At 69.0% G+C, this 25,216-nt stretch carries 23 protein-coding genes; 21 read left to right on the forward strand and 2 right to left on the reverse strand.

Features of this window, described 5'->3' with window-relative positions:
• Nucleotides 1-15: 15 nt before the first annotated feature.
• The gene (locus NE358_RS06135) at nucleotides 16-1,008 is read right to left on the reverse strand and encodes a LysM peptidoglycan-binding domain-containing protein (RefSeq protein ID WP_499318397.1); all 993 of its coding nucleotides are present in this window, start codon (nucleotides 1,006-1,008) and stop codon (nucleotides 16-18) included.
• 148 nt (nucleotides 1,009-1,156) lie between these two features.
• On the opposite strand from NE358_RS06135, the gene NE358_RS06140 reads away from it, so the two are divergent.
• Complete coding sequence (locus tag NE358_RS06140) at nucleotides 1,157-1,501, forward strand: Rv2175c family DNA-binding protein (protein WP_103210659.1); 345 nt, start codon at nucleotides 1,157-1,159, stop codon at nucleotides 1,499-1,501.
• Nucleotides 1,502-1,513: 12 nt separating this feature from the next.
• Here the strand turns inward: NE358_RS06140 and NE358_RS06145 are convergent, their stop codons facing one another.
• Complete coding sequence (locus tag NE358_RS06145; protein WP_289942386.1) at nucleotides 1,514-2,605, reverse strand: polyprenyl synthetase family protein; 1,092 nt, start codon at nucleotides 2,603-2,605, stop codon at nucleotides 1,514-1,516.
• 64 nt (nucleotides 2,606-2,669) lie between these two features.
• Between NE358_RS06145 and NE358_RS06150 the strand changes: the two genes are divergently transcribed.
• The 20 genes from NE358_RS06150 (at nucleotide 2,670) to dnaE (ending at nucleotide 25,182) form a co-directional block, all read left to right on the forward strand.
• On the forward strand, nucleotides 2,670-3,050 hold the full coding sequence (locus NE358_RS06150) for an SCO2097 family morphological protein (RefSeq protein WP_103210664.1): 381 nt from the start codon (nucleotides 2,670-2,672) through the stop codon (nucleotides 3,048-3,050).
• 325 nt (nucleotides 3,051-3,375) lie between these two features.
• Entirely contained in the window at nucleotides 3,376-3,819 is a 444-nt protein-coding gene (gene mraZ, locus NE358_RS06155) for a division/cell wall cluster transcriptional repressor MraZ (RefSeq protein ID WP_499318400.1), read from the forward strand.
• A gap of 100 nt (nucleotides 3,820-3,919) precedes the next feature.
• A complete protein-coding gene (gene rsmH, locus NE358_RS06160; RefSeq protein WP_289942387.1) occupies nucleotides 3,920-4,873 on the forward strand; it encodes a 16S rRNA (cytosine(1402)-N(4))-methyltransferase RsmH in 954 nt (317 codons plus the stop codon).
• Entirely contained in the window at nucleotides 4,870-5,490 is a 621-nt protein-coding gene (ftsL, locus tag NE358_RS06165) for a cell division protein FtsL (RefSeq protein WP_103210668.1), read from the forward strand. Before rsmH ends, ftsL begins: the two co-directional genes overlap by 4 nt.
• Nucleotides 5,491-5,495: 5 nt before the next feature.
• Complete coding sequence (locus NE358_RS06170) at nucleotides 5,496-7,289, forward strand: peptidoglycan D,D-transpeptidase FtsI family protein (RefSeq protein ID WP_289942388.1); 1,794 nt, start codon at nucleotides 5,496-5,498, stop codon at nucleotides 7,287-7,289.
• A 62-nt stretch (nucleotides 7,290-7,351) separates the two neighbouring features.
• A complete protein-coding gene (locus NE358_RS06175; protein WP_289942389.1) occupies nucleotides 7,352-8,764 on the forward strand; it encodes a UDP-N-acetylmuramoyl-tripeptide--D-alanyl-D-alanine ligase in 1,413 nt (470 codons plus the stop codon).
• Nucleotides 8,761-9,867, forward strand: a complete 1,107-nt coding sequence (mraY, locus tag NE358_RS06180; RefSeq protein ID WP_116238327.1) for a phospho-N-acetylmuramoyl-pentapeptide-transferase — start codon at nucleotides 8,761-8,763, stop codon at nucleotides 9,865-9,867. Before NE358_RS06175 ends, mraY begins: the two co-directional genes overlap by 4 nt.
• The gene (murD, locus tag NE358_RS06185) at nucleotides 9,864-11,381 is read left to right on the forward strand and encodes a UDP-N-acetylmuramoyl-L-alanine--D-glutamate ligase (protein ID WP_289942390.1); all 1,518 of its coding nucleotides are present in this window, start codon (nucleotides 9,864-9,866) and stop codon (nucleotides 11,379-11,381) included. The genes mraY and murD overlap by 4 nt, the downstream gene beginning before the upstream one ends.
• Before the next feature lie 10 nt (nucleotides 11,382-11,391).
• Nucleotides 11,392-12,645, forward strand: a complete 1,254-nt coding sequence (gene ftsW, locus NE358_RS06190; RefSeq protein ID WP_246077956.1) for a putative lipid II flippase FtsW — start codon at nucleotides 11,392-11,394, stop codon at nucleotides 12,643-12,645.
• Nucleotides 12,646-12,694: 49 nt separating this feature from the next.
• Entirely contained in the window at nucleotides 12,695-13,768 is a 1,074-nt protein-coding gene (locus tag NE358_RS06195; protein ID WP_103210678.1) for a UDP-N-acetylglucosamine--N-acetylmuramyl-(pentapeptide) pyrophosphoryl-undecaprenol N-acetylglucosamine transferase, read from the forward strand.
• A 247-nt stretch (nucleotides 13,769-14,015) separates the two neighbouring features.
• On the forward strand, nucleotides 14,016-15,422 hold the full coding sequence (murC, locus tag NE358_RS06200; RefSeq protein ID WP_103210680.1) for a UDP-N-acetylmuramate--L-alanine ligase: 1,407 nt from the start codon (nucleotides 14,016-14,018) through the stop codon (nucleotides 15,420-15,422).
• A gap of 2 nt (nucleotides 15,423-15,424) precedes the next feature.
• Complete coding sequence (locus tag NE358_RS06205) at nucleotides 15,425-16,354, forward strand: FtsQ-type POTRA domain-containing protein (protein WP_289942391.1); 930 nt, start codon at nucleotides 15,425-15,427, stop codon at nucleotides 16,352-16,354.
• A 151-nt stretch (nucleotides 16,355-16,505) separates the two neighbouring features.
• Entirely contained in the window at nucleotides 16,506-17,693 is a 1,188-nt protein-coding gene (gene ftsZ / locus NE358_RS06210; RefSeq protein ID WP_289942392.1) for a cell division protein FtsZ, read from the forward strand.
• Between the two features lie 65 nt (nucleotides 17,694-17,758).
• A complete protein-coding gene (locus tag NE358_RS06215) occupies nucleotides 17,759-18,445 on the forward strand; it encodes a YggS family pyridoxal phosphate-dependent enzyme (protein WP_103210684.1) in 687 nt (228 codons plus the stop codon).
• 31 nt (nucleotides 18,446-18,476) lie between these two features.
• Nucleotides 18,477-18,947, forward strand: coding sequence for a cell division protein SepF (locus tag NE358_RS06220; protein ID WP_103210686.1), 471 nt, complete (start codon nucleotides 18,477-18,479; stop codon nucleotides 18,945-18,947).
• Nucleotides 18,948-18,949: 2 nt separating this feature from the next.
• Complete coding sequence (locus NE358_RS06225) at nucleotides 18,950-19,252, forward strand: YggT family protein (RefSeq protein ID WP_094733641.1); 303 nt, start codon at nucleotides 18,950-18,952, stop codon at nucleotides 19,250-19,252.
• Nucleotides 19,253-19,387: 135 nt separating this feature from the next.
• Nucleotides 19,388-20,008, forward strand: coding sequence for a DivIVA domain-containing protein (locus NE358_RS06230; protein ID WP_116238323.1), 621 nt, complete (start codon nucleotides 19,388-19,390; stop codon nucleotides 20,006-20,008).
• Nucleotides 20,009-20,017: 9 nt separating this feature from the next.
• Nucleotides 20,018-20,602, forward strand: a complete 585-nt coding sequence (lspA, locus tag NE358_RS06235) for a signal peptidase II (protein ID WP_103210690.1) — start codon at nucleotides 20,018-20,020, stop codon at nucleotides 20,600-20,602.
• Between the two features lies 1 nt (nucleotide 20,603).
• Nucleotides 20,604-21,527, forward strand: a complete 924-nt coding sequence (locus tag NE358_RS06240; protein ID WP_116238322.1) for an RluA family pseudouridine synthase — start codon at nucleotides 20,604-20,606, stop codon at nucleotides 21,525-21,527.
• A gap of 142 nt (nucleotides 21,528-21,669) precedes the next feature.
• A complete protein-coding gene (gene dnaE, locus NE358_RS06245; protein ID WP_141375745.1) occupies nucleotides 21,670-25,182 on the forward strand; it encodes a DNA polymerase III subunit alpha in 3,513 nt (1,170 codons plus the stop codon).
• Nucleotides 25,183-25,216: the final 34 nt, after the last annotated feature.

The following is a 25,216-nucleotide window of genomic DNA, read 5'->3' on the forward strand; positions in this document are numbered from 1 at the left end:
CCTCGGTCGAGAAGCTCAGCCGAGAACGGAGAGCCAGACGGTGGCGGGTTGCTCCCATTGGGCGTAGCGGTCCGGGTAGGCCGAGATCTGTACTGCCTGCGCGGCGTCGGCGTAGGGCAGTTGCTCCCATCCGGGGATATCGAGCAGCCCGCGGGTGGCGGCGCCGTTGGGATCGCCTGCTCCGCCGAAGAACACGCGGGTCGAGCGGTCCCGGTCGAGGATCTGGTCCGGCGTACCCCAGCCGGTGCTGGGTCGCTGCTGGAAGAGGCCGAGCGAATCGCGGTCGCCCCAGTCGAGGTTGCGCAGCCACGATTCCTGCATCGCGGTGCCGAGGGCGATGACGATGCCGCGGTCCGAGACGCCGAGTTCGCGCCCGATGCGGATGATCAGACGAGCGTTCTCGCTCTGTTCGGCGTCCAGCCCGGGTGCGGTGGCGGGAGCGACGGCGGCCGGGGCAGGGGCCGGCGCGGGGGTTCCCGAGGGAATCTGCAACACGTCGCCGGGGTAGATGATCGAGGCACGCGTGAGCCCGTTCGCGCCGAGGATGGCGTCGACCGAGACGCCGTTGGCGCGAGCGATCGCCGAGACGGTGTCGCCCGGGCGGACCTCGTGCGATCGAGGCGCGGCCTCCGGCGTCGTGGGAGTGGTCGGAGCGGGAGACGCCGCGGGCGTGAGCGCGAGCACCTGACCCGGGCGGATGACGCTGCCGGGCGTCAAGCCGTTGGCCGCGAGGACCGCGGCGGTATCGAGGCCGTGCGCGCGGGCGATGCCCCACACCGTGTCACCCGCGGATACCGTGTAGGTGGTCGGGGCGGCGAGAGCGGTGAGAGCCGGCATCCCGAGACCGCGGGGAACGGGCGGCAGGACGGTCAGTGCCGGTTCGGGGGGAGCGGCGTGGGCGGAGTGCTCGGCGGTGAGGGTCAGAGCGATCGTGCCGGCCACGGCGGCCGGCCAGATGGCGACCGCGCGGCGTCGCGAGGGCAGGGGGGACAGCGTGAGTCGTCGCATGGTGGGGGGATTCCGTTCGTTCGACTGCCCGCAACCGTGGCATGCCCGGGGGCGGATGTCAACGGAAGTGGCTCCTGTGACGCATGGGACTCACCGCACAGGCGTCCTCGGGAGCGGTCCGGTGCGGCGGAAATGAGAGGATGGGGGAGTGAGCGAGACTTCCCGGTACGAGACAGCGTGGCTGACCATCCCCGACCTGGTCGAGTTGCTCGACGAGTCGCTCGGACGCGTCCGCCGCCTCTTCGACGAGCACTACCTCGTCGGTTCGCGCCGCGAGGGCGTGTTCAAGGTGCCCGCGGTCTTCATCGTCGACGGGCGCCCGTTGGCGTCGCTGCGCGGCACGATCATCGTTCTGCACGACGCCGGGTTCGACCCCGACGAGACAATCGATTGGCTCCTCAGCCCGGAAGAGACCATCGGCATGGCGCCGATCGAGGCTCTGCTCGCCGGGCGCAAGAGCGAGGTTCGCCGAGTCGCGGCGACTCTCGCCTGAGCCGTTTCGGCGTCAGGCGGCCCGCTCGGTGGCCGCGCGCGCAAGAGCGCGGAGGTCTTCGAGAGCCGCGGTGTCGACCCGCGCGGCGTCGAGCGCAAGATCGGCCTGCCTCGCGTAATCGGCGATCAGGCCCTCCGTCCGCTCGAGCGCACCGGTGTCGGCGATCGTGCGCTGGAGTGCCGCGATCTGCGCCGCGTCGAGATCCGGATCGCCCAGAAGTGTGTCGAAACGCGCACGATCGTCGGCCGAGAGGATCTCGCGGGCGTAGGCCACGAGGACCGTGCGCTTGCCCTCGCGCAGGTCGTCCCCGACCGGTTTTCCGGTGACGACGCTGTCGCCGAAGACGCCGAGCACGTCGTCGCGCAGCTGGAAGGCCATGCCGACGTCGTGACCGAACCGACCGAGGGAATCGAGCTGCGCCTCATCGGCACCGGCGAGAGCCGCCCCGATCTGCAGGGGCTGCTGGATGCTGTACCGCGCCGACTTGTACGACGCGATGCGCAGAGCTCGCTCCGCGTGGCTGTCGTCGGGGTAGACGGCGTACGCGGACTCCTCGGCGACGTCGAGGAATTGCCCGACGGTCACGTCGCGGCGCATCCGCGCGTAGGCGCGGCGGGTCGAGGCGGCGTGGGGGTGGCTCTCGAGGCCCGCTTCGAGCAGGTCGTCGCTCCAGGCGACGAGGAGGTCTCCGAGCAGGATGGCCCCCGACCGGCCGAACGCGTCGGGATCACCCGCCCAGTCGGCGTCCTGATGCGCTTTCTGCAGAGCGCGGTGCGCCGCGGGCTGACCTCGGCGCGTGTCGCTGTTGTCGACCAGGTCGTCGTGGACGAGGGCCGCCGCATGGAAGATCTCGAGCGAGGTGGCCACGGCCAGAGCGGGTTCGTCGAACGGGGGAGAGGTCGGCGCCTCGAGAGCGCGGACGGCACGCCAGCCGGCGAGGCAGAAACGGGCTCGCAGGCGCTTGCCGCCCTGGAGGGCGGATGCTCCCGATCGGGTGAACGACTCGGCCTCCGGGCCCAGGGCGGAGGCGTACGATATCTGTTCGGAGAGGAACTTGTCGAGTCGCTGGGAAACAGCTTCGATCGGTTCCGAGGAGGTCGCCACGGGCCTAGCCTAGTGATCTACGTGGCGCGTAGAATCGCCGGCAACGAACAACAGAGGGGGATGCATGCCACTGTCAGAGCAGGAGCAGCGTCTGCTGGACGAGATGGAGCGCCATCTCATGAGCAACGACACCGATGTCGTCTCGGCCCCCAGTCGCGCCCTCAGCTACCGCAACATCGTCCTCGGCTCGATCCTCGTCCTCGCGGGTCTCGGTGCGCTCGTCGCGGGTGTGTCGATCGGATTCACCACGGGCTTCGTCGGCATCGCCGTCGGCGTCCTCGGCTTCCTCCTGATGGTGGGGGGCGTCGTGTTCGCCGTCACCCCGACGCGCGGCGCCGCGCAGGCATCGCCCTCCGTCGCCAAACCCCGCCCCGCGCGCGCCTCCGGCTCGTCGTTCATGGATCGCATGAACGAACGCTGGGATCGCCGCCACGACGGGCCCTAAGCCTCCAGCCCCCCTCATCTCAGCACCGGCTCTTCGGAGCCGGTGCTTTTTCGTGCGCCCGGGAACCCCGTGCACCTCGGGAGCGGGGAGTGCGGCGGAAACGGCACGCATCCGACCTCGGGCGCTCCTTTTTCCTCCACCCCGACGTGCACCCGGGGTGATCTGCCGTGATCGGCCGCGGGATTCTGCGGGTTGCGCTCCCGGGTGTCGCGACGGAAGGACACAGTACACGGCTGTGGTTTTCCGCAGAAGACCCCCGATTTCGATAGCGAAGTGGAGGGCTGTGGAGTAAAGTGGGGGAAACTTCGCAGGCCGGACGAAGGGGGTGGACGCCCGAATGCTGCTCGGAACGCACACACCCAAGCTCGACGACAAGGGTCGGGTCATCCTGCCGGCGAAGTTCCGTGACGATCTCGGCGCCGGAGTGGTGATCACGCGCGGGCAGGACCGCTGCCTCTACGTGTTCAGTACCGAGGAGTTCGAGCGCGTTCACGAGCGGATCCGCGAGGCCCCGCTCAGCAACAAGCAGGCCCGCGACTTCCTGCGCATGTTCCTCTCGGGGGCCAGTGCCGAGAAGCCCGACAGTCAGAACCGCATCACCGTCCCGCCCGCGTTGCGTACCTACGCGGGGCTCGGGCGTGAACTCGTCGTCACCGGTGTCGGAGCTCACGCCGAGATCTGGGATGCCGAGGCATGGAACTCCTACGCGGAGAGCAACGAAGAGACGTACGCCGAGATGGAGCAGGAGGTGATCCCGGGACTTTTCTGACCCTTCGGCTGTGATGCCCAGCCGCTCGCCCTGACGCACTTCCCCGGCGCCAGGTCGATGCGGATGGGGATCAGAGTCCGAAGGTTCGGCCCGAGACATCATGGATATCCGCGACATCCACACCCCCGTCCTGCTCGAGCGCTGCGCCGAGCTGTTGGGTCCTGCCCTGCAGAAGCCCGGCTCCGTGTTCGTCGATGGCACGCTCGGCATGGGCGGCCACTCGGAGGCGTTTCTCCAGCGGTTCCCCGAAGCCCGCCTCATCGGCCTCGATCGCGACACCGAGGCCCTGCGTATCGCGGGCGAGCGCCTCCAGCGCTTCGGCGACCGCGTCACCCTCGTGCACACCGTGTACGACGGGATCGTCGAGGCCGTGGCGTCAGCCGGAGTCGACAAGGTCGACGGGATCCTTTTCGACCTCGGTGTCTCGTCTCTGCAGCTCGACGTCGCCGACCGCGGCTTCGCCTACGCGCAGGACGCGCCGCTCGACATGCGCATGGACCAGACCGCCGGCGTCACGGCCGCGGAGGTTCTCGCGACCTACGGCGAGGGCGACCTGCGTCGCATCTTCGAGCGCTACGGCGAAGAGAAGCTCGCCGGCCGCTATGCCCGCGCGATCATCGCCGCTCGTTCCGAAGCGCCCCTCGAACGCTCCGGCCAGCTGGTCGACATTCTGCAGGCAGCAACCCCCGCCGCCGTGCTGCGCGAGCGTCACCCGGCCAAGCGCGTCTTCCAGGCCCTGCGCATCGAGGTCAACGCCGAGCTGTCGGCGCTCGAGCGCACGATCCCGGCGGCGCTGAGCGTGCTCGGCGTCGGTGGGCGCATCGTCGTGCTGTCGTACCAGTCGCTCGAAGACCGCTTGGTCAAGCGCGTCTTCGCTGACGTGTCCACGTCCACCGCTCCGCGCGGACTGCCCGTGGAGCTTCCCGAGCACGCCCCGAAGTTCCGACTCCTCGTGCGCGGCGCCGAACTCGCGAGCGACGAAGAGCGCGCGGCCAACCCCCGCGCCACCCCCGTGCGTCTGCGCGCGGCCGAGAGAATCCGGGAGGACGCATGAGTGCACCCCAGGCCGTCGATGCAGTTTTCCTGCCCGACTTCCCGACGCCCGTTCGCGAGCGCCGGCTCACCGTCGTCCCCGCCACCGCGCGTCGTCGTGCCCCGCGGCGCGTGTTCGGCGTCATCGCCGTGCTCGGCGCGCTGGCGATCGTGCTGGTGCAGATGGGCCTCGGCATCCTGACGACTCAGAGCTCCTTCGAGATCTCCTCGCTCACCCAGCAGCAGCGTGATCTGACCTACCAGAAGCAGATCCTCTCCGACGAGAGCGCGGGGCTCAGCTCGCCCCAGTACCTTGCGGCCAACGCCGCAGCGCTCGGCATGGTCATCGACGAGTCGCCGACCTACCTGCGTCTGAGCGACGGGGCCGTGATCGGTTCCGACAAGCCGGCCGACACCGCCTCCTCGGTCGACGCCAAGGGCCGCGGCTCGGTCGGCAACGCGCTGATCTCGGGCGTTCCGCTCGTCACCGACCCGGCAGCGTCCACCACCGAGAACGGTACGTCGACCCCTGCCCCCGCGGCGCCCGGACAGCCCGCGCCCACCGAGGCCGCCCCGGCCACCCCATCCGCGACACCCCCGCCGATCAGCGACGGTTTGCCGACTCCCGCGACACGATGAGAGCCATGACGACGACAACCTCCCGTTCCCCGCGGCGTCGCACCGTCGTCGCCCTCGCGGTCGTGCTGATCGTGATCATCGCCTTCGTCGTCCGCCTGGTCGACATCCAGGTCGTGAACGCCCGCGACCACGTGGACGACTCGCTCTCGATGGGTCTGCAGAACTCCCGCATCGAGTACGCCTCGCGCGGATCGATCGTCGACGACAACGGGGTGCCGCTGGCCACCAGCCTCAATCGCTACGACGTGCAGATCGACCCGATGCTCGCCGCGAAGGGCGTGACCACCCGCGACGACGACGGCGACGAGACCACGACGGCGTGGCCCGACCTGGCCGCTCAGATCGCCGGCGTCACCGGTCAGAACGCCGCGGACGTGCAGAAGATCGTCCAGGACGCCGTGGCCGACAACCCCGAGTCGCGCTACGCGATGATCGCGAAGAACGTCTCGACCGAGCAGTACCGAGCCCTCGTGGCCCTGGGGCTGCCGTTCCTCAGCTTCCCGCCTCAGGCGGGCCGCATGTACCCCGACGGCGCGGTCGCCGGTAACCTGCTCGGGTTCGTCGGCGGCGACGGTCAGGCCCTCGCCGGCCTCGAGGCGGCCGACAACGACTGCCTGGCCTCGACCAACGGCAAGGTCGTCTTCCAGCAGAGCCGCGACGGCGTGGTGCTCCCCGGTACCGAGGTCGTCACGCAGCCCGCGGTCGACGGCGGCACCCTCAAGCTCACGATCGACCGCGACCTGCAGTGGTACCTGCAGCAGCTCATCGCCGAACAGGTGCAGAACACCGGGTCGCTGCGCGGCACCATCACCGTGGTCGAGGCGAAGACGGGCAAGATCCGCGCACTCGCGGAGTACCCGACGGTCGACCCGAACGACCCCACCGCCACCGCGCCCGAAGATCGCGGCAGCCGCGCGTTCTCGAGCCCTTTCGAGCCCGGTTCGACCTTCAAGGCGCTCACGACCGCGATCGGCCTGGACAGCGGCTCGTACACGCCGCAGACCACGGTGACGGCCTCGGGTCGGGAGGTGCTGGACGGCGACGCGCGCGTTTCCGACGCGTTTTCGCACGGCCCGAACGTCTACACCCCCACGGGCGTCCTGATCGACTCCTCCAACGTGGGTATCTCGAAGTTCGCCCAGATGATCCCCGCCCAGACGCGCTTCGACTACCTGCAGAAGTTCGGCATGGGAACGACGAGCGCGATCGACTTCCCGGGGGAGTCGGGCGGCATCCTGCACCCCGTCCAGGACTGGGACAAGCAGACCTTCTTCAATACCGCGTTCGGCCAGGGTCTGTCGGTCACCGTGCCCCAGCTCGTGGGGGCGTACCAGACCATCGCCAACGGCGGCGTGAAGAAGCCGCTGTCGATCGTCGAGGGCTGCACGGCGGCCGACGGCACCGTCACCGACGTCCCCTCGACCGAGGGCACGCAGGTCATCTCGACAGACACGGCGAAAGAGGTCTCGCTCATGCTCGAGAACGTCGCCACGCAGGGCGAGCTCGCGTCGAAGATCGCGATCCCCGGTTACCGCATCGCGATCAAGACCGGTACCGGCGAGAAGGTCGACGAGAACACGGGCGCCTACAAGCCCGACGCGTACTTCACCACGATGATCGGTTTCGCCCCCGCCGACGACCCGCAGTACGTGGTCGCGGTCAACCTCGACGAGCCGCGGACGGTAAAATCGTCGGCGGCCACCGCCCCCGCGTTCCAGAAGGCCCTCACCCAGGTTCTCAAGTCCTACCGGGTGATCCCGTCCGGAACCACGACCCCCGAACTGCCCAAGTTCGGCTGAGAAAGAGCCCGCATCGGTCTCGTCTCGGTAACGAATGCGACCGGAAAGGGCGTCCCACAGCAATGATCTCCCTCAGCCTCTCCCACCTCGCCGACGTGCTCGGCGGCCGCCTCGTCGTCCGAGGTGACGACACCCCCGACACGCTCGTATCGGGTCTCGTCGATACCGACTCGCGCCTCATCGGACCCGGTGGGATCTTCGTCGCCAAGCCCGGCGAGACCACCGACGGCCACCTTTTCGTCGGCACCGCCGTCGAGCGCGGCGCGGCCCTCGCGATCGTCGAACGCGAGCTCGACGACGCGGTGAGCCAGATCGTCGTCCCGGATGCCGTGGCCGCCCTCAGCGACCTGGCCCGCGACGTGGTGGCCCGGGTGCGCGACGCGGGCCCCCTCCAGATCGTCGGCATCACGGGATCCAACGGGAAGACGACCACGAAGAACCTCCTCGCCCGCATCCTCGAGGACGAGGGCGAGACGGTGGCGCCGCGCGCCTCGTTCAACAACGAGGTCGGCGCTCCGCTGACGATGCTGCGCGTCACCGAGAACACCCGCTACCTCGTGAGCGAGTTCGGAGCCAGCGCCCCGGGCGCCATCGCGCACCTCGCGGGTCTGGTCACACCCGACGTCGGCGTCGTGCTGATGGTCGGCATGGCGCACGCCGGCGGCTTCGGCGGAATCGAGTCCACCTTCCACGCCAAGAGCGAACTGGTGAAGGCCACCCGCGAAGGCGGCCTCGCCGTGCTCAACGCCGACGACCCCCGCGTCGCCGCGATGGAGCCCATCGCACGCGAACGCGGGCAGGAGGTGCGGTGGTTCGGCCGAGGCGAGCGGGCCGAGGTGCGCGCCCTCGACGTCGAGGTGTCGGCATCCGGAACCCGCGCCGATCTGCTGGTCGACGGAGAGCCCTTCACCCTCACCCTGCGGGTGCTCGGCGAGCATCACGTGATGAACGCCCTCGCGGCCCTCGCCGCCGCCACGGCGCTCGGCGTCGCCGCCGCCGATGCGATCGCGCGTCTCGAGACCGTCGAGATCGCCGAGCGCTGGCGCATGCAGCCGCTCGGCTCCGACCGCGTGCGCATCATCAACGACGCGTACAACGCCAGCCCCGACTCGATGGCCGCCGCTCTGCGCACCCTCGCGCAGATCACCGGCCCCGACGAGCGCACCGTCGCCGTGCTGGGTGCGATGAGCGAGCTGGGGGAGTACGCCGACGAAGAGCACGATCGCGTCGGGCTGTTGGCCGTGCGCCTGCGCATCCAGCGCATCGTCGTGATCGGCCCCGAGGCGCGCCGCATGTACCTCGAGGCGATCGCCCAGGGCTCGTGGGACGGCGAGGCGGTCTTCTTCGCCGATGCCGACGCGGCCTACGACTACCTTTCGACCGAACTGCGCGACGGTGATCGCGTGCTGGTGAAGTCGTCCAACTCGGCGGGGCTCCGGCACCTCGGCGACCGTCTGGGAGACTTGTTCGCGTGAGATCACTTCTGACGTCGGCTGCGATCTCGCTCGCCTTCACCCTTTTCCTCACCCCGGTCTTCCTCCGGTGGTTCCGCAAGTGGGGCTGGGGTCAGGTCATCCGCACCCCCGAGAACGTGCACAACCCCTCGCACGGGGCCAAGCGCGGCACGCCCACCATGGGCGGAACGATCTTCATCCTCGGCACGATGGTCGGGTACTTCATCGGCTCGTACGCCGGCAACAACCCGCCCACGGTCTCGGGCCTGCTCGTGCTGTGGCTCATGCTCGGCTTCGGCGTGGTCGGTTTCATCGACGACTACATGAAGATCCGCCAGCAGCGCAGTCTGGGGCTCTCGGGCTGGCGCAAGATCGCCGGTCAGGTCATCGTCGCGGTGCCCTTCGCGATCATCGCGTTGAACTTCCCGAACACCGTCGGACAGACCGCCGCCTCGGGGTACGTCTCGGTGTTCCGCGACATCCAGCTGCTGTCGTTCTTCGCCCTCGGGCCGATCCTCGGCTGGCTGCTCTACCTCGCGTGGATCTCGCTGATCGGGACCGCGACGTCCAACTCGGTCAACGTCGCCGACGGCCTCGACGGCCTCGCAGCGGGCTCGGGCATCTTCGTGGTCGGCGCCTACAGCCTCATGGCGTTCTGGCAGAACAAGCAGGTCTGCGCCGACGTGCTCGACCCCACCGTGCAAGCCGGGTGCTACGCCGTGCGCGACCCCTTCGATCTCGCGATCGTCGGTGCCTCGTTCGTGGGAGCCCTCGTCGGATTCCTCTGGTGGAACGCACCCAAGGCGAAGGTCTTCATGGGCGACTGCGGTTCGATGGCGATCGGCGGCGTGATCGCGGCGATGGCGATCTTCACCCGCACCGAACTCCTGCTCATCCTCATCGCGGGCGTCTACGTCATCGCTTCGGGCTCGGTCATCCTCCAGCGGGCCTACTTCAAGATCACCCGGGGCAAGCGCCTCTTCCTCATGAGTCCCCTGCACCATCATCTCGAGATGCGCGGATGGCCCGAAGTCACGATCGTCGTGCGCATGTGGATCATCGCCGGCCTCCTCGCCGTCTCGGGCATCGGATTCTTCTACGTCGAATGGCTCTCACGCGTATGACCGACCTCTCCACCCTCACCAGCTGGCACGCCGACTGGAAGGGGCTGCGCGTCGTCGTCCTCGGCCTGTCGGTGACCGGGTTCTCCGTCGCCGACACCCTCGCCGAGCTCGGCGCCGAGGTGCTCGTGGTGACGGAGCGGGCGGATGCCGAGTACTCCCGCCTCCTCCCCGTGCTGGGCGTGAGCCTGCACGAGGGTCCGCTCGAGACCGTGCCCGCCGAGATGACCGACTTCGCGCCCGAGGTGGTCGTGGCATCCCCGGGCTTCCCTCCGCACCACCCCGTGATCACGTGGACGCGGGAGCGGGGCATCGCACTGTGGGGCGATGTCGAACTCGCGTGGCGCGTGCGCGACAAGGTCGTGCGGCCCGATGGGCGCCCCGCCGACTGGGTGCTCATCACCGGCACGAACGGCAAGACCACGACCACGCGTCTCACGGCAGAGATGCTCATGACGGCGGGTCAGCGGGCGGTACCCGTCGGCAATATCGGAACGCCGGTGCTCGACGCGGTGCGCGATCCGGGGGGCTTCGACGTCTTCGTCGTCGAGCTGTCCAGCCATCAGCTCTGGTATCTGAACCTCCAGAGCGGGCCCGACGCCCTGTCACCGCATTCCGCGGTGTGCCTGAACCTCGCGGACGACCATCTCGAGTGGCACGGCGGCGCCGACGCGTATCGCGCGGCGAAGTCCGGCGTGTACACCCGCACGCGGGTGGCCTGCGTCTACAACAAGGCCGACATCGCGACCCGCGAGATGGTCGAAGACGCCGAGGTGATCGAGGGCGCCCGCGCCATCGGCTTCGACCTCGGCGTCCCGGGTCCCAGCGACCTCGGCGTGGTCGATGGCATCCTCGTCGATCGCGCATTCCTCGAGGAGAGGGCCACCTCGGCCCTCGAGCTGACGACGGTGACCGACCTCGCCCAGCGGGGACTCGCCGCTCCCCACATGGTCGCGAACATCCTCGCCGCGTCGGCCCTCGCCCGTTCCCTCGGCGCGACACCCGCGCACATCCATGACACGCTCGAGCGCTTCCGTCTGGACCCGCACCGCATCCAGGTCGTCGGCGCCCACCTCGGCGTCACCTGGGTCGACGACTCCAAGGCGACCAACCCTCACGCGGCCGCCTCGTCGCTCGCGGCCTATCCCGGCGCCGTGTGGGTGGTCGGGGGACTGCTCAAGGGTGTCGACCTCGGCGACCTCGTCCGAGCCCGCGGCGCGTCGGTGCGCGCGGTCATCGTGATCGGCACCGAGCGCGACGAGATCGTGACCGCGTTCCAGCGACACGCCCCGGCGGTGCCGCTGTTCGAGGTCGACCACGCCGAGACTGAAGACGTCATGGCCCAGGTCGTCGAGCTGGCGGCGGGTGTGGCCCGGGATGGAGACACCGTTCTTCTGGCTCCCGCGGCGGCCTCGTTCGATCAGTTCGCGTCCTACTCCGACCGCGGCGACCGCTTCGCCGAGGCGGTGCGGGAGTGGATCGCGGGCCACGACGGAGATTCTCGACCGCACGACTGAGGGGACTCGCGTGACCACGACGGCGCCTCCTCCGCGGCAGACACCCGACGAACCCGAGCGCGCCGGCCTCGCGGCCCGCGTCTCGCTCGGTCGGGCGTTCCGCCCCGTGCCGAGCGAGTTCCTGCTCATCACCTCCGCGGCGCTCCTGCTGACCGGTTTCGGTCTGGTCATGGTGCTCTCGGCGACCTCGGCCCTCGATGGCGCGCAGAACCCCTTCGATCACGTGCTCAAGCAGGGCGTGTTCGCCGTCATCGGCATCCCGCTGATGTTCGTCCTGAGCCGGGCGCCCCTGCGTTTCTGGAAGCGCATGGCCTGGCCGGCGCTGATCTTCGCGACCCTGTTCCAACTCCTCGTGTTCACGCCGTTGGGCATCTCGGCGAACGGTAACCGCAACTGGATCAACCTCGCGGGCATCCAAGCTCAACCGGCGGAGTTCCTCAAGCTCGCCCTGGCGCTCTGGCTCGGTTACGTCCTGTATCGCAAGCAAACGCTGCTGGGCGACTGGCGGCACGTGTTCATCCCGATCGTTCCGGTCTTCGCCCTCGTCGTCGCCACCGTCATGGGCGGTAAGGATCTGGGCACGACGATGATCCTCGTGCTCGTCCTGCTCGGCGCCCTGTTCTTCTCGGGCGTGAAGCTGCGCATCTTCGTCCTCCCCGCCCTCGCGGCCGTCGGCGCCATCGCCCTCTTCGCCATCACGAGCGCAGACCGCATGCGCCGCATCATGAGCTTCCTCGACCAGGACTGCATCGCCAACTACCTCGGCGACTGCTATCAGCCGCTGCACGGCATCTGGGGGCTCGCCGCGGGCGGCATCTTCGGTGTGGGTCTGGGCAACTCCGCCGAGAAGTACGACTGGCTCCCCGCCGCGGCGAACGACTACATCTTCGCCATCGTGGGTGAGGAGCTCGGGCTCATCGGCTGCATCGTGGTCCTCCTGCTCTTCGGCCTGTTCGCCGTCGGCGCCTTCCACATCATCCGCCGCACCGACGACCCCTTCGTGCGCATCGTCGCGGGTGGCATCACCATCTGGATCGTCGGCCAGGCCATGATCAACGTCGCGGTCGTGCTCCGCGTCTTCCCCGTGCTGGGCGTGCCGCTGCCGTTCATGTCGCAGGGAGGTACGTCGTTGCTGTCGGTGCTGATCGGGTGCGGCGTGCTGCTGTCGTGCGCGCGGACGCTGCCCGACCGCCGCGCGGTGAGCGAGGCGCCCCCGCGCGCGGCGCGACGGGCCGCGGCATCCCCCCGTCGTCCGCGCGGCTGAGCGCCCCCGACCGCCGCGCGTGCGCGTGCGAGGTGGTTAGGGTCGAACGGTGACGACTTACCTTCTCGCCGGCGGCGGCACCGCCGGGCACGTGAACCCCCTGCTCGCGGTCGCCGACGGACTCCGCGCCCGCGACGCCTCGGCCGACGTCCTCGTGCTGGGCACCCGCGAGGGCCTCGAAGCGCGCCTCGTTCCGCTGCGCGGTTACGAGCTGCTCACCGTCGCGAAGGTTCCGTTCCCGCGCCGACCGAACGGGGCGGCCGCAGCGTTCCCGGTGCGGTTCCTGCGCGCGGTCGCCCACGTGCGCCGCCTGATCCGCTCGCGCGGCGTCGACGTCGTCGTCGGATTCGGCGGATACGCCGCGGCTCCCGCCTACGTCGCGGCGCGCCGCGAACGCGTGCCGTTCGTCGTGCACGAGGCCAACGCGAAGCCGGGCCTCGCCAACGTCCTGGGCGCCCGGGGCGCGGCGGCGGTCGGCGTGGCCTTCGCGGACACACCGCTGCGCGGAGCCCGAGAGGTCGGGATGCCACTGCGGCGGGAGATCGTCGAGCTCGACGCCCCGGCCCTGCGCGCCGAAGCGGCCGCCCACTTCGGGCTCGATGCCGATCGCCCCACGCTCCTGGTCTTCGGCGGATCGCTCGGCGCTCTGCGCCTGAACACGGCCTTCGGTGGAGCGTGGCGCGACGTCCTCGACGCGGGCTGGCAGTTGCTCCACGTCACGGGCCAGAATTCCGACCTGGCCGACCCCGGCGTCGACGGGTATGCCGTCGTCCGCTACGTCGACCGCATGGACCTGGCCTTCGCCCTCGCCGATCTCGTCGTCTCGCGTTCGGGCGCGGCGACCGTCAGCGAGATCAACGCCCTCGGTATCCCCGCGGTCTACGTGCCCTACGCGGTCGGCAACGGCGAGCAGAGTCTCAACGCCGCCGCGGCTGTGCGTGCGGGGGCCGCTGTGCTCATCGCCGACGCCGATCTCACGCCCGAGCGCGTCCGCTCCGACATCGTGCCCCTGCTCGCCGACGAAGACCGCCGGACCGCGATGCGGGACGCTGCGGCGCAGACCGGCATCCGGACCGGGACCGAGAACGTCATCGCCCTCGTCGACGAGGCCCTCGGCGGCTGACGTATCCGGCCCGCCGTAGCCGGCACCCTCCGCTCGTGCCATCGTGCGGAGTTCGCCGGAGACACGGGCGGTTCGAGCTGTGTGCGCTCGGTGCGTCGTCCGATGACTCCGCCCGATGGCCCGCCTCGGGCAGCTGGCCCGCGCTCGTCTGTCTGACGGCCGGCCGCCGACGACCGGCCCGACCGCCCCGCCTCCCCAGCGCGCCGGGGCCGACGCGCAGGATCGGCGACGTAAACTCGCAAGCGCCATGATCAGACCCGACCTGAGCCTCCCCATCCCCGAGACCATCTCCTCCGCGCATTTCATCGGCGTGGGTGGTTCGGGCATGTCGGGACTCGCGCGCATGTTCCTCGACCGCGGGATCCGCGTCTCCGGCTCCGACCGCGCCGACAGCGCTGCGCTGCGCGACCTCGCCGCGCGCGGTGCGACGGTCCACGTCGGTCACGACGCGGCCTATCTGGGAGATGCCGACACCGTCGTGCACACCGGCGCGATCTGGCCCGAGAACCCCGAGTTCGTCACGGCCAAGGAGCGCGGGCTGCACGTCATCCACCGGTCGCAGGCGCTGCACTGGCTCATCGGCGGTCGGCGTCTCGTCTCGGTCGCCGGTGCCCACGGCAAGACCACCTCGACGGGCATGATCGTCACGGCCCTCCGCGCTCTCGACGTCGACCCCACGTTCGTCAACGGCGGCGTCATCGCCGATCTCGGAGCCTCGAGCGGCACGGGGAGCGACGACCTCGTCGTGATCGAGGCCGACGAGTCCGACGGCACGTTCGAGCTGTACGACACCTCCGTCGCTCTCATCACCAACGTCGACCCCGACCACCTCGACCATTACGGCTCGCGTGACGCCTTCGACGCCGCGTTCGCCCGATTCGCGGATGCCGCGAGTGAAGCGGTGGTCATCTCGTCCGATGACGCTGGCGCCCGCTCGGTGCGCGAGCGCATCACGCACGCGAACGTCGTGACCTTCGGCGAAGACGCGGCCGCCGACGTGCGGCTCAGCGGCATCCGGACCGACGGTCCCGTCGCTTTCACGCTCACCGCCGACGGCGAGAGCGTCGAGGTGCGCTTGCGCGTTCCTGGGGCCCACAACGCCGTCAACGCCGCCGGTGCGGTCGCCGTGCTCCGCGTGCTCGGCCACTCGCTCGGGGAAGCGGCGCGCGCCGTCGAGGGTTTCGGCGGCACGGTCCGCCGTTTCGAGCTGCACGGCGTGCAGCAGGGAGTGAGCGTCTACGACGACTACGCGCATCACCCCACCGAGGTCGCCGCCGCGCTCTCGGCCGCGCGCACGGTCGTCGGCGAGGGACGCATCATCGCGATCCAGCAGCCGCACACCTACTCGCGCACGCAGGAGATGTACCGCGAATTCGCCGAGGTGCTCGAGACCCACGCCGACCACACGGTCATGCTCGACGTGTACGGCGCCCGCGAAGATCCAGTGCCCGGGGTGACCGGTGAGCTGGTCAGCGGCGCCTTCGCCGACCCCGCTCACGTGCAGTACGTGCCCGATTGGCAGGCGGCGGCCGATTACACGGCCGAGATCGCCCGCCCCGGCGACTACGTCATCACCCTCGGCTGCGGCAACGTGTACCAGATCATCCCGCAGGTGCTCGAGGCGCTGTCCCGCACCGAGGCCACGGCGGTCTGAGCATGAAGCGGCCCTCGCCTCTGCCGTCGACGCCGGAGTCCGCGCGCCGCGCCGCGACCTCCCGGTCCGCAGCCTCGCGGCACCCGGGTTCCGTCGACGACACCGCGGCGGCCAGGCGCTTCGCGTCGTCCGACACCGGCCCGGACGGGAAGGATCCGGATGCCGGGGGAGCGGGGCTGCGTGACGTGTGGCGCGCGTCGCGGGCCCGGCGTCGGGCGCTCTCGGCCGAGGTCCGCCGGTTCACGGTGCGTCAGCGGCGACGGAGACGGGTGTGGATCGGGGTCGTCTCGGCCTTCCTGGTCATGGCGCTGGGAACGGCGGGTGCGGCCTACAGCCCGCTGTTCGCGGTCGAGAAGGTCGACGTGGTCGGTACGGCGCAGCTCGACCCGGCGGCCGTCTCCGCCGCCCTGAGCGATCAGCTGGGTGTTCCGCTCGCGATGGTCGACGACAGTGCGGTCAAGGCGGCGCTGGTGCGCTTCCCGCTCGTCGAGTCGTACACGCTCGAGGCGCGTCCGCCCCACGACCTCGTCGTGCGCATCGTCGAGCGCACCCCCATCGGAGCGATGCAGTCCGCAGCAGGTTTCACGGTGGTGGATGCCGCCGGCGTCGCGCTGTCGACGACTCCCGACGCGCCCGCGGGTCAGCCCGTGCTCGACATCACGGGGGGGACCGATTCGGCCGCCTTCCGCGCGGCGGGCCGCGTGGTGCGCTCGCTTCCGGAGGCCGTGCGCTCGCAGGTCACCGCGGTGTCGGCCTCGACGCCGGACGACGTGACGCTGACGCTCGGCGCCTCCGGATCGAAGGTCGTATGGGGAAGCGCCGACCGCTCGGCCGAGAAGGCGGTCGTCCTCGACCGTCTCATGCAGAAGAGCCCGCCGGATCGGGCCAAGGAGTACGACGTGACCTCGCCCGAGGCGGGCGTCGTCCGCTGATCTTCGAGGCGATAATCCAACACGCCGCGTGTCGGGCGGGCGGGGTCGGGTCCGCCGCATACCTTCGAGCTAAGGAATTGCATACCGGGCAATTCTTTAACCCTCAACATGAGGTTTAAAGTTTCGGGTTCGGGGACAAACGGAGGCCGGCATGAGCCACAACCAGAACTACCTCGCCGTGATCAAGGTCGTCGGTGTGGGCGGGGGCGGCGTCAACGCCGTCAACCGCATGATCGAGCTCGGCCTTCGCGGCGTGGAGTTCATCGCGATCAACACCGACGCCCAGGCGCTGCTGATGAGCGACGCCGACGTCAAGCTCGACGTCGGTCGTGAGCTGACCCGCGGCCTCGGTGCCGGCGCTGATCCCGAGGTCGGCCGACGTGCCGCCGAGGATCACGCCGAAGAGATCGAAGAGGCCCTGCGCGGTGCCGACATGGTCTTCGTGACCGCGGGCGAGGGCGGCGGCACGGGCACCGGAGGCGCCCCCGTCGTCGCGAAGATCGCCAAGTCCATCGGTGCACTGACCATCGGTGTCGTGACCAAGCCCTTCTCGTTCGAGGGGCGCCGTCGGCAGAGCCAGGCCGAGGGCGGTGTGCAGCGCCTGAAGGAAGAGGTCGACACCCTCATCGTCGTCCCCAACGACCGTCTCCTCGAGATCAGCGACCGCGGCATCTCGATGATCGAAGCCTTCGCGACCGCCGATCAGGTGCTGCTCGCCGGTGTGCAGGGCATCACGGACCTCATCACGACCCCTGGTCTCATCAACCTCGACTTCGCCGACGTCAAGTCGGTCATGCAGGGTGCCGGTTCCGCCCTCATGGGTATCGGCTCCTCGCGGGGTGCCGACCGCGCCATCAAGGCCGCTGAACTCGCCGTCGAATCGCCTCTGCTCGAGGCGTCGATCGAGGGAGCGCACGGTGTGCTGCTGTCGATCCAGGGCGGCTCGAATCTCGGCATCTTCGAGATCAACGACGCCGCTCAGTTGGTCAAGGAAGCCGCTCACCCCGAGGCGAACATCATCTTCGGAACGGTCATCGACGACACTCTCGGCGACGAGGTGCGCGTCACCGTCATCGCCGCCGGTTTCGACGGTGGAGAGCCCTCCCTGCGTATCGACGCGGTCGGGGCCCAGCGTCCCGTCTCGGCGCCGGTCGTCCCCGTCATCCCGGCCGACGACGTCGCCCGTGACCTCGACGCCGCCGAAGAGCAGAAGGCAGCGACCGAGCGCGCACCCGAGCGTCGCCCCGAGCCCGCGCCGGTGACCGCGCGCGTGCCCGAGAACTCGTACGACGGCGGTTACGCCGACGACGACCTCGACGTGCCCGACTTCCTGAAGTAAGAGCGAACGCTGCGACGAGCGGGTCCGGTGTCCACCGGGCCCGCTCTCGTCGTCGAAGGAGCACCATGGACACCGCCCTGGCCGACCGCCTCGCCGCCGTCGACGAGCGCATTCGGGATGCCGCCGTCGCCGCGAACCGCGACCCCGGCGAGATCACCCGTATCGTGGTGACGAAGTTTCACCCCGCCTCTCTGGTCGCCGAGCTGCACGCCCTGGGCGTGCGGCACGTGGGGGAGAATCGTCAGCAGGAGCTCACCGCCAAGCGCGCCGAGCTCGACGGCATCCCGGATCTCGTCTGGCATTTCATCGGTCAGGCGCAGACGAACAAGGCGCGCGCGGTGCGGGCGGGGGCGGATGCCGTGCACTCCGTCGACCGATCGCGGATCGCCGACGCGCTGCACGCCGCAGGCGCCGGGGGCGAGATGCTGGACGTGCTCGTGCAGGTGAACCTCACGGATGATCCCGGTCGCGGGGGAGTCGGTCCCGGCGCCGTGGAAGAGCTCGCGGCGCACGTCGCGGGGCTCTCGACGCTGCGCCTGCGCGGGGTCATGGCCGTCGCCCCGCTCGACGAGGAACCCGCACGAGCCTTCGAGCGACTGCGCCGCTGTGCCGACGCGGTGCGCTCCGTCGTCCCCGACGCGCGCTGGATCTCGGCCGGTATGACCGGAGATTTCCCCGAAGCCATCGCAATGGGCGCGACACACCTGCGGATCGGCTCCGCAATCACGGGCCCGCGCCCCCCGCGCGACTAGCCTCAAACCAGACGAGCGAACGGAGGATGCGATGTCGAACCCCCTCAAGAAGACGATGGTGTACCTGGGCCTCGCCGACGAGGAAGAGACCTATGAGGAGACCGCGCCGCAGCCCATCGCGCGCAAGCAGCCCACAGCTGCCGCTCCCCTCGAGAAGGCCGCGCCGGTGACCCCCTTGCACCGTCCCGCCGTGGTGCGTCAGCCCGCGGCCGGACCCGTGAGCGAGATCCTCACGGTGCACCCGAAGCAGTACCGCGACGCGCAGACGATCGCCGAGAACTTCCGCGAGGGAATCCCGGTCATCATCAACCTGTCGCAGATGAGCGACGCCGACGCGCGCCGTCTCATCGACTTCGCGAGCGGACTCTCGCTCGGGCTGTACGGTCGCATCGAGCGGGTCACGAGCAAGGTCTTCCTGCTCTCGCCCGAGAACATCGCCGTCTCCGGCGATGGTGCGATCGCGCAGGCCGATCCTGAGGCTGCGCCCTTCGCGTCCCAGTAACAGTGGCCGTTCTGAGCCTCGTCGGCTCCATCCTCAGTGCGATCCTGTTCATCTTCATCGTGCTGCTGCTCGCGCGCCTCGTGCTCGAGTACATCCCGATGTTCAACCGGGAGTGGCGTCCGCGCGGCGTCACGCTCGTGTTGGCCGAGATCGTTTACACCGTGACGGACCCGCCTATCAAGCTGATCCGTCGCTTCATCCCGCCCCTGCGCATCGGGGGGATCGCCATCGATTTCGGTTTCGCGATCGTCATGTTCGTCTGCTTCATGCTCCTGAGCGTCACACGGTCCCTCGCGGCCGTGTGATCTCTTCGCCGCCGCTTTCTCACCGGTGATCTTCGACACCGGTGGAGGGCGGCGGCTATGCTGTTCCGAAGCGGTACGCCCCGGTGCGACACCCCCCGCAGTTCCAACATCAGAGCTCTCGAAAGAGGAAACACCATGGCACTGACCCCCGATGACGTCGTCACCAAGCAGTTCCAGCACGTGCGCTTCAAGGAGGGCTTCGACCCCGACGAGGTCGACGACTTCCTCGACGAGATCGTCGTCGAGTGGCGCAAGACGATCGCCGAGAACGAAGAGCTGAAGACCAAGCTCGCGGCCTACGAGTCCGGCGAGGCCTCCCCGTCCGCAGGCAGCGCCCCCGTCGAAGCCCCCAAGGTCGAAGAGCCGGTCGTCGCCGAGACTCCTGCTGCCGCTCCCGTCGCCTCCGCGCCGACGAACGACGTCGAGCCCGCCGCCCAGAGCGCCGGCATCATCGAGTTGGCCCAGCGTCTTCACGACGAGCACGTCGCCGAGGGTAAGGCCCAGCGCGACCAGCTGATCGGCGAGGCCCAGGCCCAGGCCGCGTCCATCGTCGCCGAGGCCGAGCAGAAGGGCCGCGAAGAGCGCGCCCGTCTCGAGAAGGAGCGCACGACGCTCGAGGGTCGCATCACCGAGCTGCGCAACTTCGAGCGCGACTACCGCTCGCAGCTGCGCTCGTACATCGAGGGTCAGCTCCGCGACCTCGACACCACCGCGACGTCCTCGGGCTCGACGCCGGTGTCGGCGATCGGTCTGTAGGCCGACTCTTTGCGCAGTCGACCTCCTCTGCGTTCGGCGGCGGCCGGCATCACCATCGCGGTTCTCGCGGTGCTGGTGCTGGCCGCCGACCAGTTTGCGAAGAACGCCGCGATCGCCGCTCTCCCTTCGGAGCGCGTGGTCCCGATCCTCGGTGACTTCCTGCAGTTCTACCTCGTCCGCAACCCCGGTGCGGCGTTCTCTCTCGGCGAGGGCGTCACGTGGGTGTTCACCATCGCTCTCGCGGTGGTCGCCTGCGTGATCGTCTATCTCGGTGCACGCCGGGTACGGTCCCGCCTCTGGGCGGTCGCGCTGGGTCTGCTCCTCGGCGGGGTGCTCGGCAACCTCACCGACCGCCTGGTGCGAGAGCCCGGCTTCCCCGTCGGACACGTCGTCGATTTCATCTCGACGCCCTGGATGATGCCGGCGATCTACAACGTCGCCGATATGTTCATCGTCACGATGATGATCTCGGTGGCGGTCCTCGTGCTCTTCGGGCTCAAACTCGATGGCACCCGCGAGACCAAGGCCTCACGTGCCGCGGCGGATGCCGCCGAGGGCGAGGTCGAGGCTCCCGTCGACCCGGGCGCTCGCTGACATGGAGTCGCGGAGCCTGCCCGTCCCCGACGGGCTCGACGGGACGCGCATCGACCAGGGCCTGGCCAAGATGCTGGGCTTCTCGCGCACCTTCGCGGCCGAAGTGGCCGATGCCGGAGGGGTCAACGTCGACGGCCGGGTGGCCGGTCGTTCCGACCGCTTGCGCGCCGGTACCTGGCTGAGCGTCGAGTGGGAGCCCAAACGCGATCCCGAGATCGTGCCGGTCGAGGTCCCCGACCTCGGGATCGTGCACGACGACGACGACATCGTGGTCGTCGACAAGCCCGCGGGCGTCGCCGCTCACCCGTCCGTCGGGTGGGACGGACCGACCGTGCTCGGGGCCCTCGCCGCGGCGGGGTTCCGGATCGCCACCAGCGGCCCGGCCGAGCGGCGTGGTGTCGTGCATCGCCTCGACGCGGGCACGAGCGGCCTCATGGTGGTCGCCAAGACCGAGCGCGCCTACACGCTGCTCAAGAGTGCGTTCAAAGACCGCGAGGTCGACAAGATCTACCATGCGGTCGTGCAGGGGCACCCCGATCCGCTCTCCGGCACGATCGACGCGCCGATCGGTCGGCATCCGCATCACTCGTGGAAGTTCGCGGTGACGCCGGACGGCAAGGACTCGGTGACGCACTACGAGACGCTCGAGGCGTTCCCGCGCGCCTCGCTGCTCGAGATCCATCTCGAGACCGGGCGCACGCACCAGATCCGCGTGCACATGGCGGCCCACCGCCATCCGTGCGCCGGCGATCCTCTGTATGGTGCCGACCCCACGCTGTCGGCCCGCCTGGGACTCACGCGCCAGTGGCTGCACGCGCATCGGCTCGCTTTCACGCACCCCGGCTCGGGGGAGTGGGTGGAGTTCGAGTCCCCGTACCCCGCCGATCTCGCGCATGCCCTCGAGCTGCTCGGCGACGGGGTCTGACAGAACGATCGACATGCGTCCGGGCGCAGACCAATGCGCCGGATGCCGGGACCCCGGCGACGCGCCCGGGGGAGCGTGTCGAACTGAGCGCCGGCTGCGAACTTCCGTGGTCGATGTCGGGGGCCGAACGTAGACTCGACCCGTGGCAGCAGACTCCTTCGTTCACCTTCACGTGCACAGCGAGTATTCGATGCTCGACGGCGCGGCCCGCATCGGCCCGATGGTCCAAGAGGCCGTCAGGCAGGGCATGCCGGCCATCGCGGTGACCGACCACGGCAACACGTTCGCGGCGTACGAGTTCTACAAGACCGCGAAAGACGCGGGCATCAAGCCGATCATCGGGATCGAGGCCTACGTCACCCCCGGGACGCACCGCTCCGACAAGACGCGTGTGCGCTGGGGGACGCCCGAGCAGCAGAGCGACGACGTCTCGGGTTCGGGGGCGTACACGCACATGACCCTGCTGTCCGAGACGACGCAGGGCATGCACAACCTCTTCCGTCTCTCGTCCAAGGCGAGCATGGAGGGCTACTACTTCAAGCCCCGTATGGACCGCGAACTGCTGCAGACCTACAGCAAGGGTCTCATCGCCACGACCGGCTGTCCCTCCGGCGAGGTGCAGACGCGCCTGCGCCTCGGCCAATACGAAGCCGCTCGGGCGGCCGCCGCCGAATTCCAGGACATCTTCGGCAAAGACAACTACTTCGCCGAGATCATGGATCACGGTCTCTCGATCGAGCGCCGCGTGATGGGCGACCTGCTCAGGCTGTCGAAAGATCTCGGCATCCCTCTGCTGGGAACCAACGACCTCCACTACACGCACCAGCACGACGCGACGAGCCACGCCGCCCTGCTGTGCGTGCAGTCGGGCTCCACGCTCGATGACCCGAAGCGCTTCAAGTTCGACGGCGACGGCTACTACGTCAAGTCGCCCGCCGAGATGCGTGCGGTGTTCCGCGACCACCCCGAGGCGTGCGACAACACACTGCTGATCGCCGAGCGCTGCGACGTCGAGTTCGATACCTCGGCCAACTACATGCCGCGCTTCCCCGTGCCCGACGGCGAAACCGAGGGCAGCTGGATGATCAAAGAGGTCGAGAACGGTCTCAACGACCGTTACCCAGGCGGCATCCCGGATGCCGTGCGCAAGCAGGCCGAGTACGAGACCGACGTCATCCTTCAGATGGGGTTCCCCGGCTACTTCCTCGTCGTCGCCGACTTCATCAACTGGGCGAAGAACAACGGCATCCGGGTCGGACCCGGCCGCGGTTCGGGGGCAGGTTCCATGGTCGCGTACGCGATGAAGATCACCGATCTCGACCCTCTGCAGCACGGCCTCATCTTCGAGCGCTTCCTCAACCCCGACCGCGTCTCGATGCCCGACTTCGACGTCGACTTCGACGACCGTCGCCGCGGCGAGGTCATTCAGTACGTCACCGAGAAGTACGGCGACGAGCGCGTCGCTCAGATCGTGACCTACGGCACGATCAAGGCCAAGCAGGCCCTGAAAGACGCCGGACGCGTGCTCGGCTTCCCCTTCAGCATGGGAGACCGCCTCACGAAGGCCATGCCTCCGGCCGTGATGGGCAAAGACATGCCGCTCGACGGCATGTTCAACCCCGAGCACCCCCGCTACAAAGAGGCGAGCGAATTCCGCACCCTCATCGAGACGGACGCCGAGGCGAAGACGGTCTTCGACACCGCCCTGGGACTCGAGAACCTGAAGCGTCAGTGGGGCGTGCACGCGGCCGGTGTCATCATGTCGAGCGAGCCCCTCATCGACATCATCCCGATCATGCGCCGCGAACAGGACGGCCAGATCGTCACGCAGTTCGACTATCCGGCGTGCGAGTCGCTCGGCCTGATCAAGATGGACTTCCTGGGGCTTCGCAACCTCACGATCATCAACGATGCCCTCGACAACATCGAGGCGAACCGCGGCCACCCGCTCGTGCTGGAAGATCTCGAGCTCGACGACGCCGCCTCGTACGAGCTTCTCGCGCGCGGAGACACGCTCGGCGTGTTCCAGCTCGACGGTGGGCCGATGCGTTCGCTCCTGCGTCTCATGCGCCCCGACAATTTCGAGGACATCTCGGCCGTCCTCGCCCTGTACCGTCCCGGCCCGATGGGCGTGAACTCGCACATCAACTACGCGTTGCGCAAGAACAAGCAGCAGGAGATCGAGCCGATCCACCCCGAGCTCGAAGAGCCGCTGGCCGACATCCTCGACACGACGTACGGCCTCATCGTGTACCAGGAGCAGGTGATGGCCGTGGCACAGCGCGTCGCGGGCTACACGCTCGGTCAGGCCGATCTGCTGCGTCGCGCGATGGGTAAGAAGAAGAAGAGCGAGCTCGACAAGCAGAAAGAGATCTTCTTCGGCGGCATGACCGAGCGCGGCTACGGCGATGTCGCTCAGCAGACCCTGTGGAAGGTGCTCGAGTCGTTCGCCGACTACGCCTTCAACAAGGCGCACACCGCGGCTTACGGTCTCGTGTCGTACTGGACCGCCTACCTCAAGGCGCATTACCCCGCCGAGTACATGGCCGCGCTGCTCACGAGCGTCGGAGACTCGAAAGACAAGATGGCGGTGTATCTCAACGAATGCCGTCGCATGGGCATCAAGGTGCTCCCGCCCGACGTGAACGAGTCGATCCGCTTCTTCGCGGCCGTCGGCGAAGACATCCGCTTCGGCCTGGGCGCGGTCCGCAACGTCGGAACGAATGTCGTCGACGGCATCGTCTCGGCCCGGCAGGATGCCAAGTACACGTCGTTCCACGACTTCCTGTCGAAGGTCCCGATGCACGTGGCGAACAAGCGCACCGTGGAATCCCTCATCAAGGCCGGTGCCTTCGACTCCCTCGGCTCGACCCGTCGCGCCCTCGTCGAGATCCACGAGGACGCGTGCGAAGGGGCCGTGCTCGACAAGCGACGCGAGGCGAACGGCGAGGTGGGCTTCGACTTCGACTCGCTGTGGGACGAACCGCAGCAGGTCGAGAAGGTCCCCGAGCGACCCGAGTGGACAAAGAAGGACAAACTCGCGTTCGAGCGCGAGATGCTCGGGCTCTACGTATCCGATCACCCTCTGGCCGGTCTCGAGGTGCCGCTCGCGAAGCACGCCTCGACATCGATCCACGATCTCCTGGCCTCGGAAGACGTTCAAGACGGAGACCAGGTCACCGTCGCGGGCTTGTTGACGAGCGTCCAGCACCGCGTTGCGAAGCAGAGCGGCAACCCCTACGGCATGGTCACCGTCGAGGACTTCAACGGCGAGGTGACCGTGATGTTCATGGGCAAGACCTACGCGGAGTTCGCGCCGATCCTGCAGGGCGACTCGATCCTCGTCGTCCGCGGCCGCGTGTCGCGTCGAGACGACGGGCTGAATCTGCATGCGCAGAGCGCTTTCGCTCCCGACCTCGAGGGCCTCGACGATGCGGGCGGACTCACCCTCGTCGTTCCCGAGCAGCGCGCCAACGAGGCGCTCGTCGGCGAGCTCGCGCAGATGCTGCGTCGGCATTCCGGGTCGACCGAGGTCGTCCTCAAGTTGCACAAAGGCGGGACCGCCAAGGTATTCGAGGTGCCGATGCCCGTTCGTGTGACCGCCGACCTGTTCGGCGAGCTCAAGGGCCTCCTCGGCCCGAACTGTCTCGGCTGAACGACGCACCTCCGCAGCGAGGTGCAACCCCAGC

It is taken from the genome of Sphingomonas sp. G5 (assembly GCF_052660795.1).

Bases quoted from the DNA above. Each gene is read 5' to 3' on its own strand.
- NE358_RS06135 (WP_499318397.1), bottom strand. From the start codon at position 1,008: ATGCGACGACTCACGCTGTCCCCCCTGCCCTCGCGACGCCGCGCGGTC.
- NE358_RS06150 (WP_103210664.1), top strand. From the start codon at position 2,670: ATGCCACTGTCAGAGCAGGAGCAGCGTCTGCTGGACGAGATGGAGCGC.
- rsmH (WP_289942387.1), top strand. From the start codon at position 3,920: ATGGATATCCGCGACATCCACACCCCCGTCCTGCTCGAGCGCTGCGCC.
- ftsL (WP_103210668.1), top strand. From the start codon at position 4,870: ATGAGTGCACCCCAGGCCGTCGATGCAGTTTTCCTGCCCGACTTCCCG.
- NE358_RS06170 (WP_289942388.1), top strand. From the start codon at position 5,496: ATGACGACGACAACCTCCCGTTCCCCGCGGCGTCGCACCGTCGTCGCC.
- NE358_RS06175 (WP_289942389.1), top strand. From the start codon at position 7,352: ATGATCTCCCTCAGCCTCTCCCACCTCGCCGACGTGCTCGGCGGCCGC.
- murD (WP_289942390.1), top strand. From the start codon at position 9,864: ATGACCGACCTCTCCACCCTCACCAGCTGGCACGCCGACTGGAAGGGG.
- murC (WP_103210680.1), top strand. From the start codon at position 14,016: ATGATCAGACCCGACCTGAGCCTCCCCATCCCCGAGACCATCTCCTCC.
- NE358_RS06205 (WP_289942391.1), top strand. From the start codon at position 15,425: ATGAAGCGGCCCTCGCCTCTGCCGTCGACGCCGGAGTCCGCGCGCCGC.
- ftsZ (WP_289942392.1), top strand. From the start codon at position 16,506: ATGAGCCACAACCAGAACTACCTCGCCGTGATCAAGGTCGTCGGTGTG.
- NE358_RS06215 (WP_103210684.1), top strand. From the start codon at position 17,759: ATGGACACCGCCCTGGCCGACCGCCTCGCCGCCGTCGACGAGCGCATT.
- NE358_RS06220 (WP_103210686.1), top strand. From the start codon at position 18,477: ATGTCGAACCCCCTCAAGAAGACGATGGTGTACCTGGGCCTCGCCGAC.
- NE358_RS06230 (WP_116238323.1), top strand. From the start codon at position 19,388: ATGGCACTGACCCCCGATGACGTCGTCACCAAGCAGTTCCAGCACGTG.
- NE358_RS06240 (WP_116238322.1), top strand. From the start codon at position 20,604: ATGGAGTCGCGGAGCCTGCCCGTCCCCGACGGGCTCGACGGGACGCGC.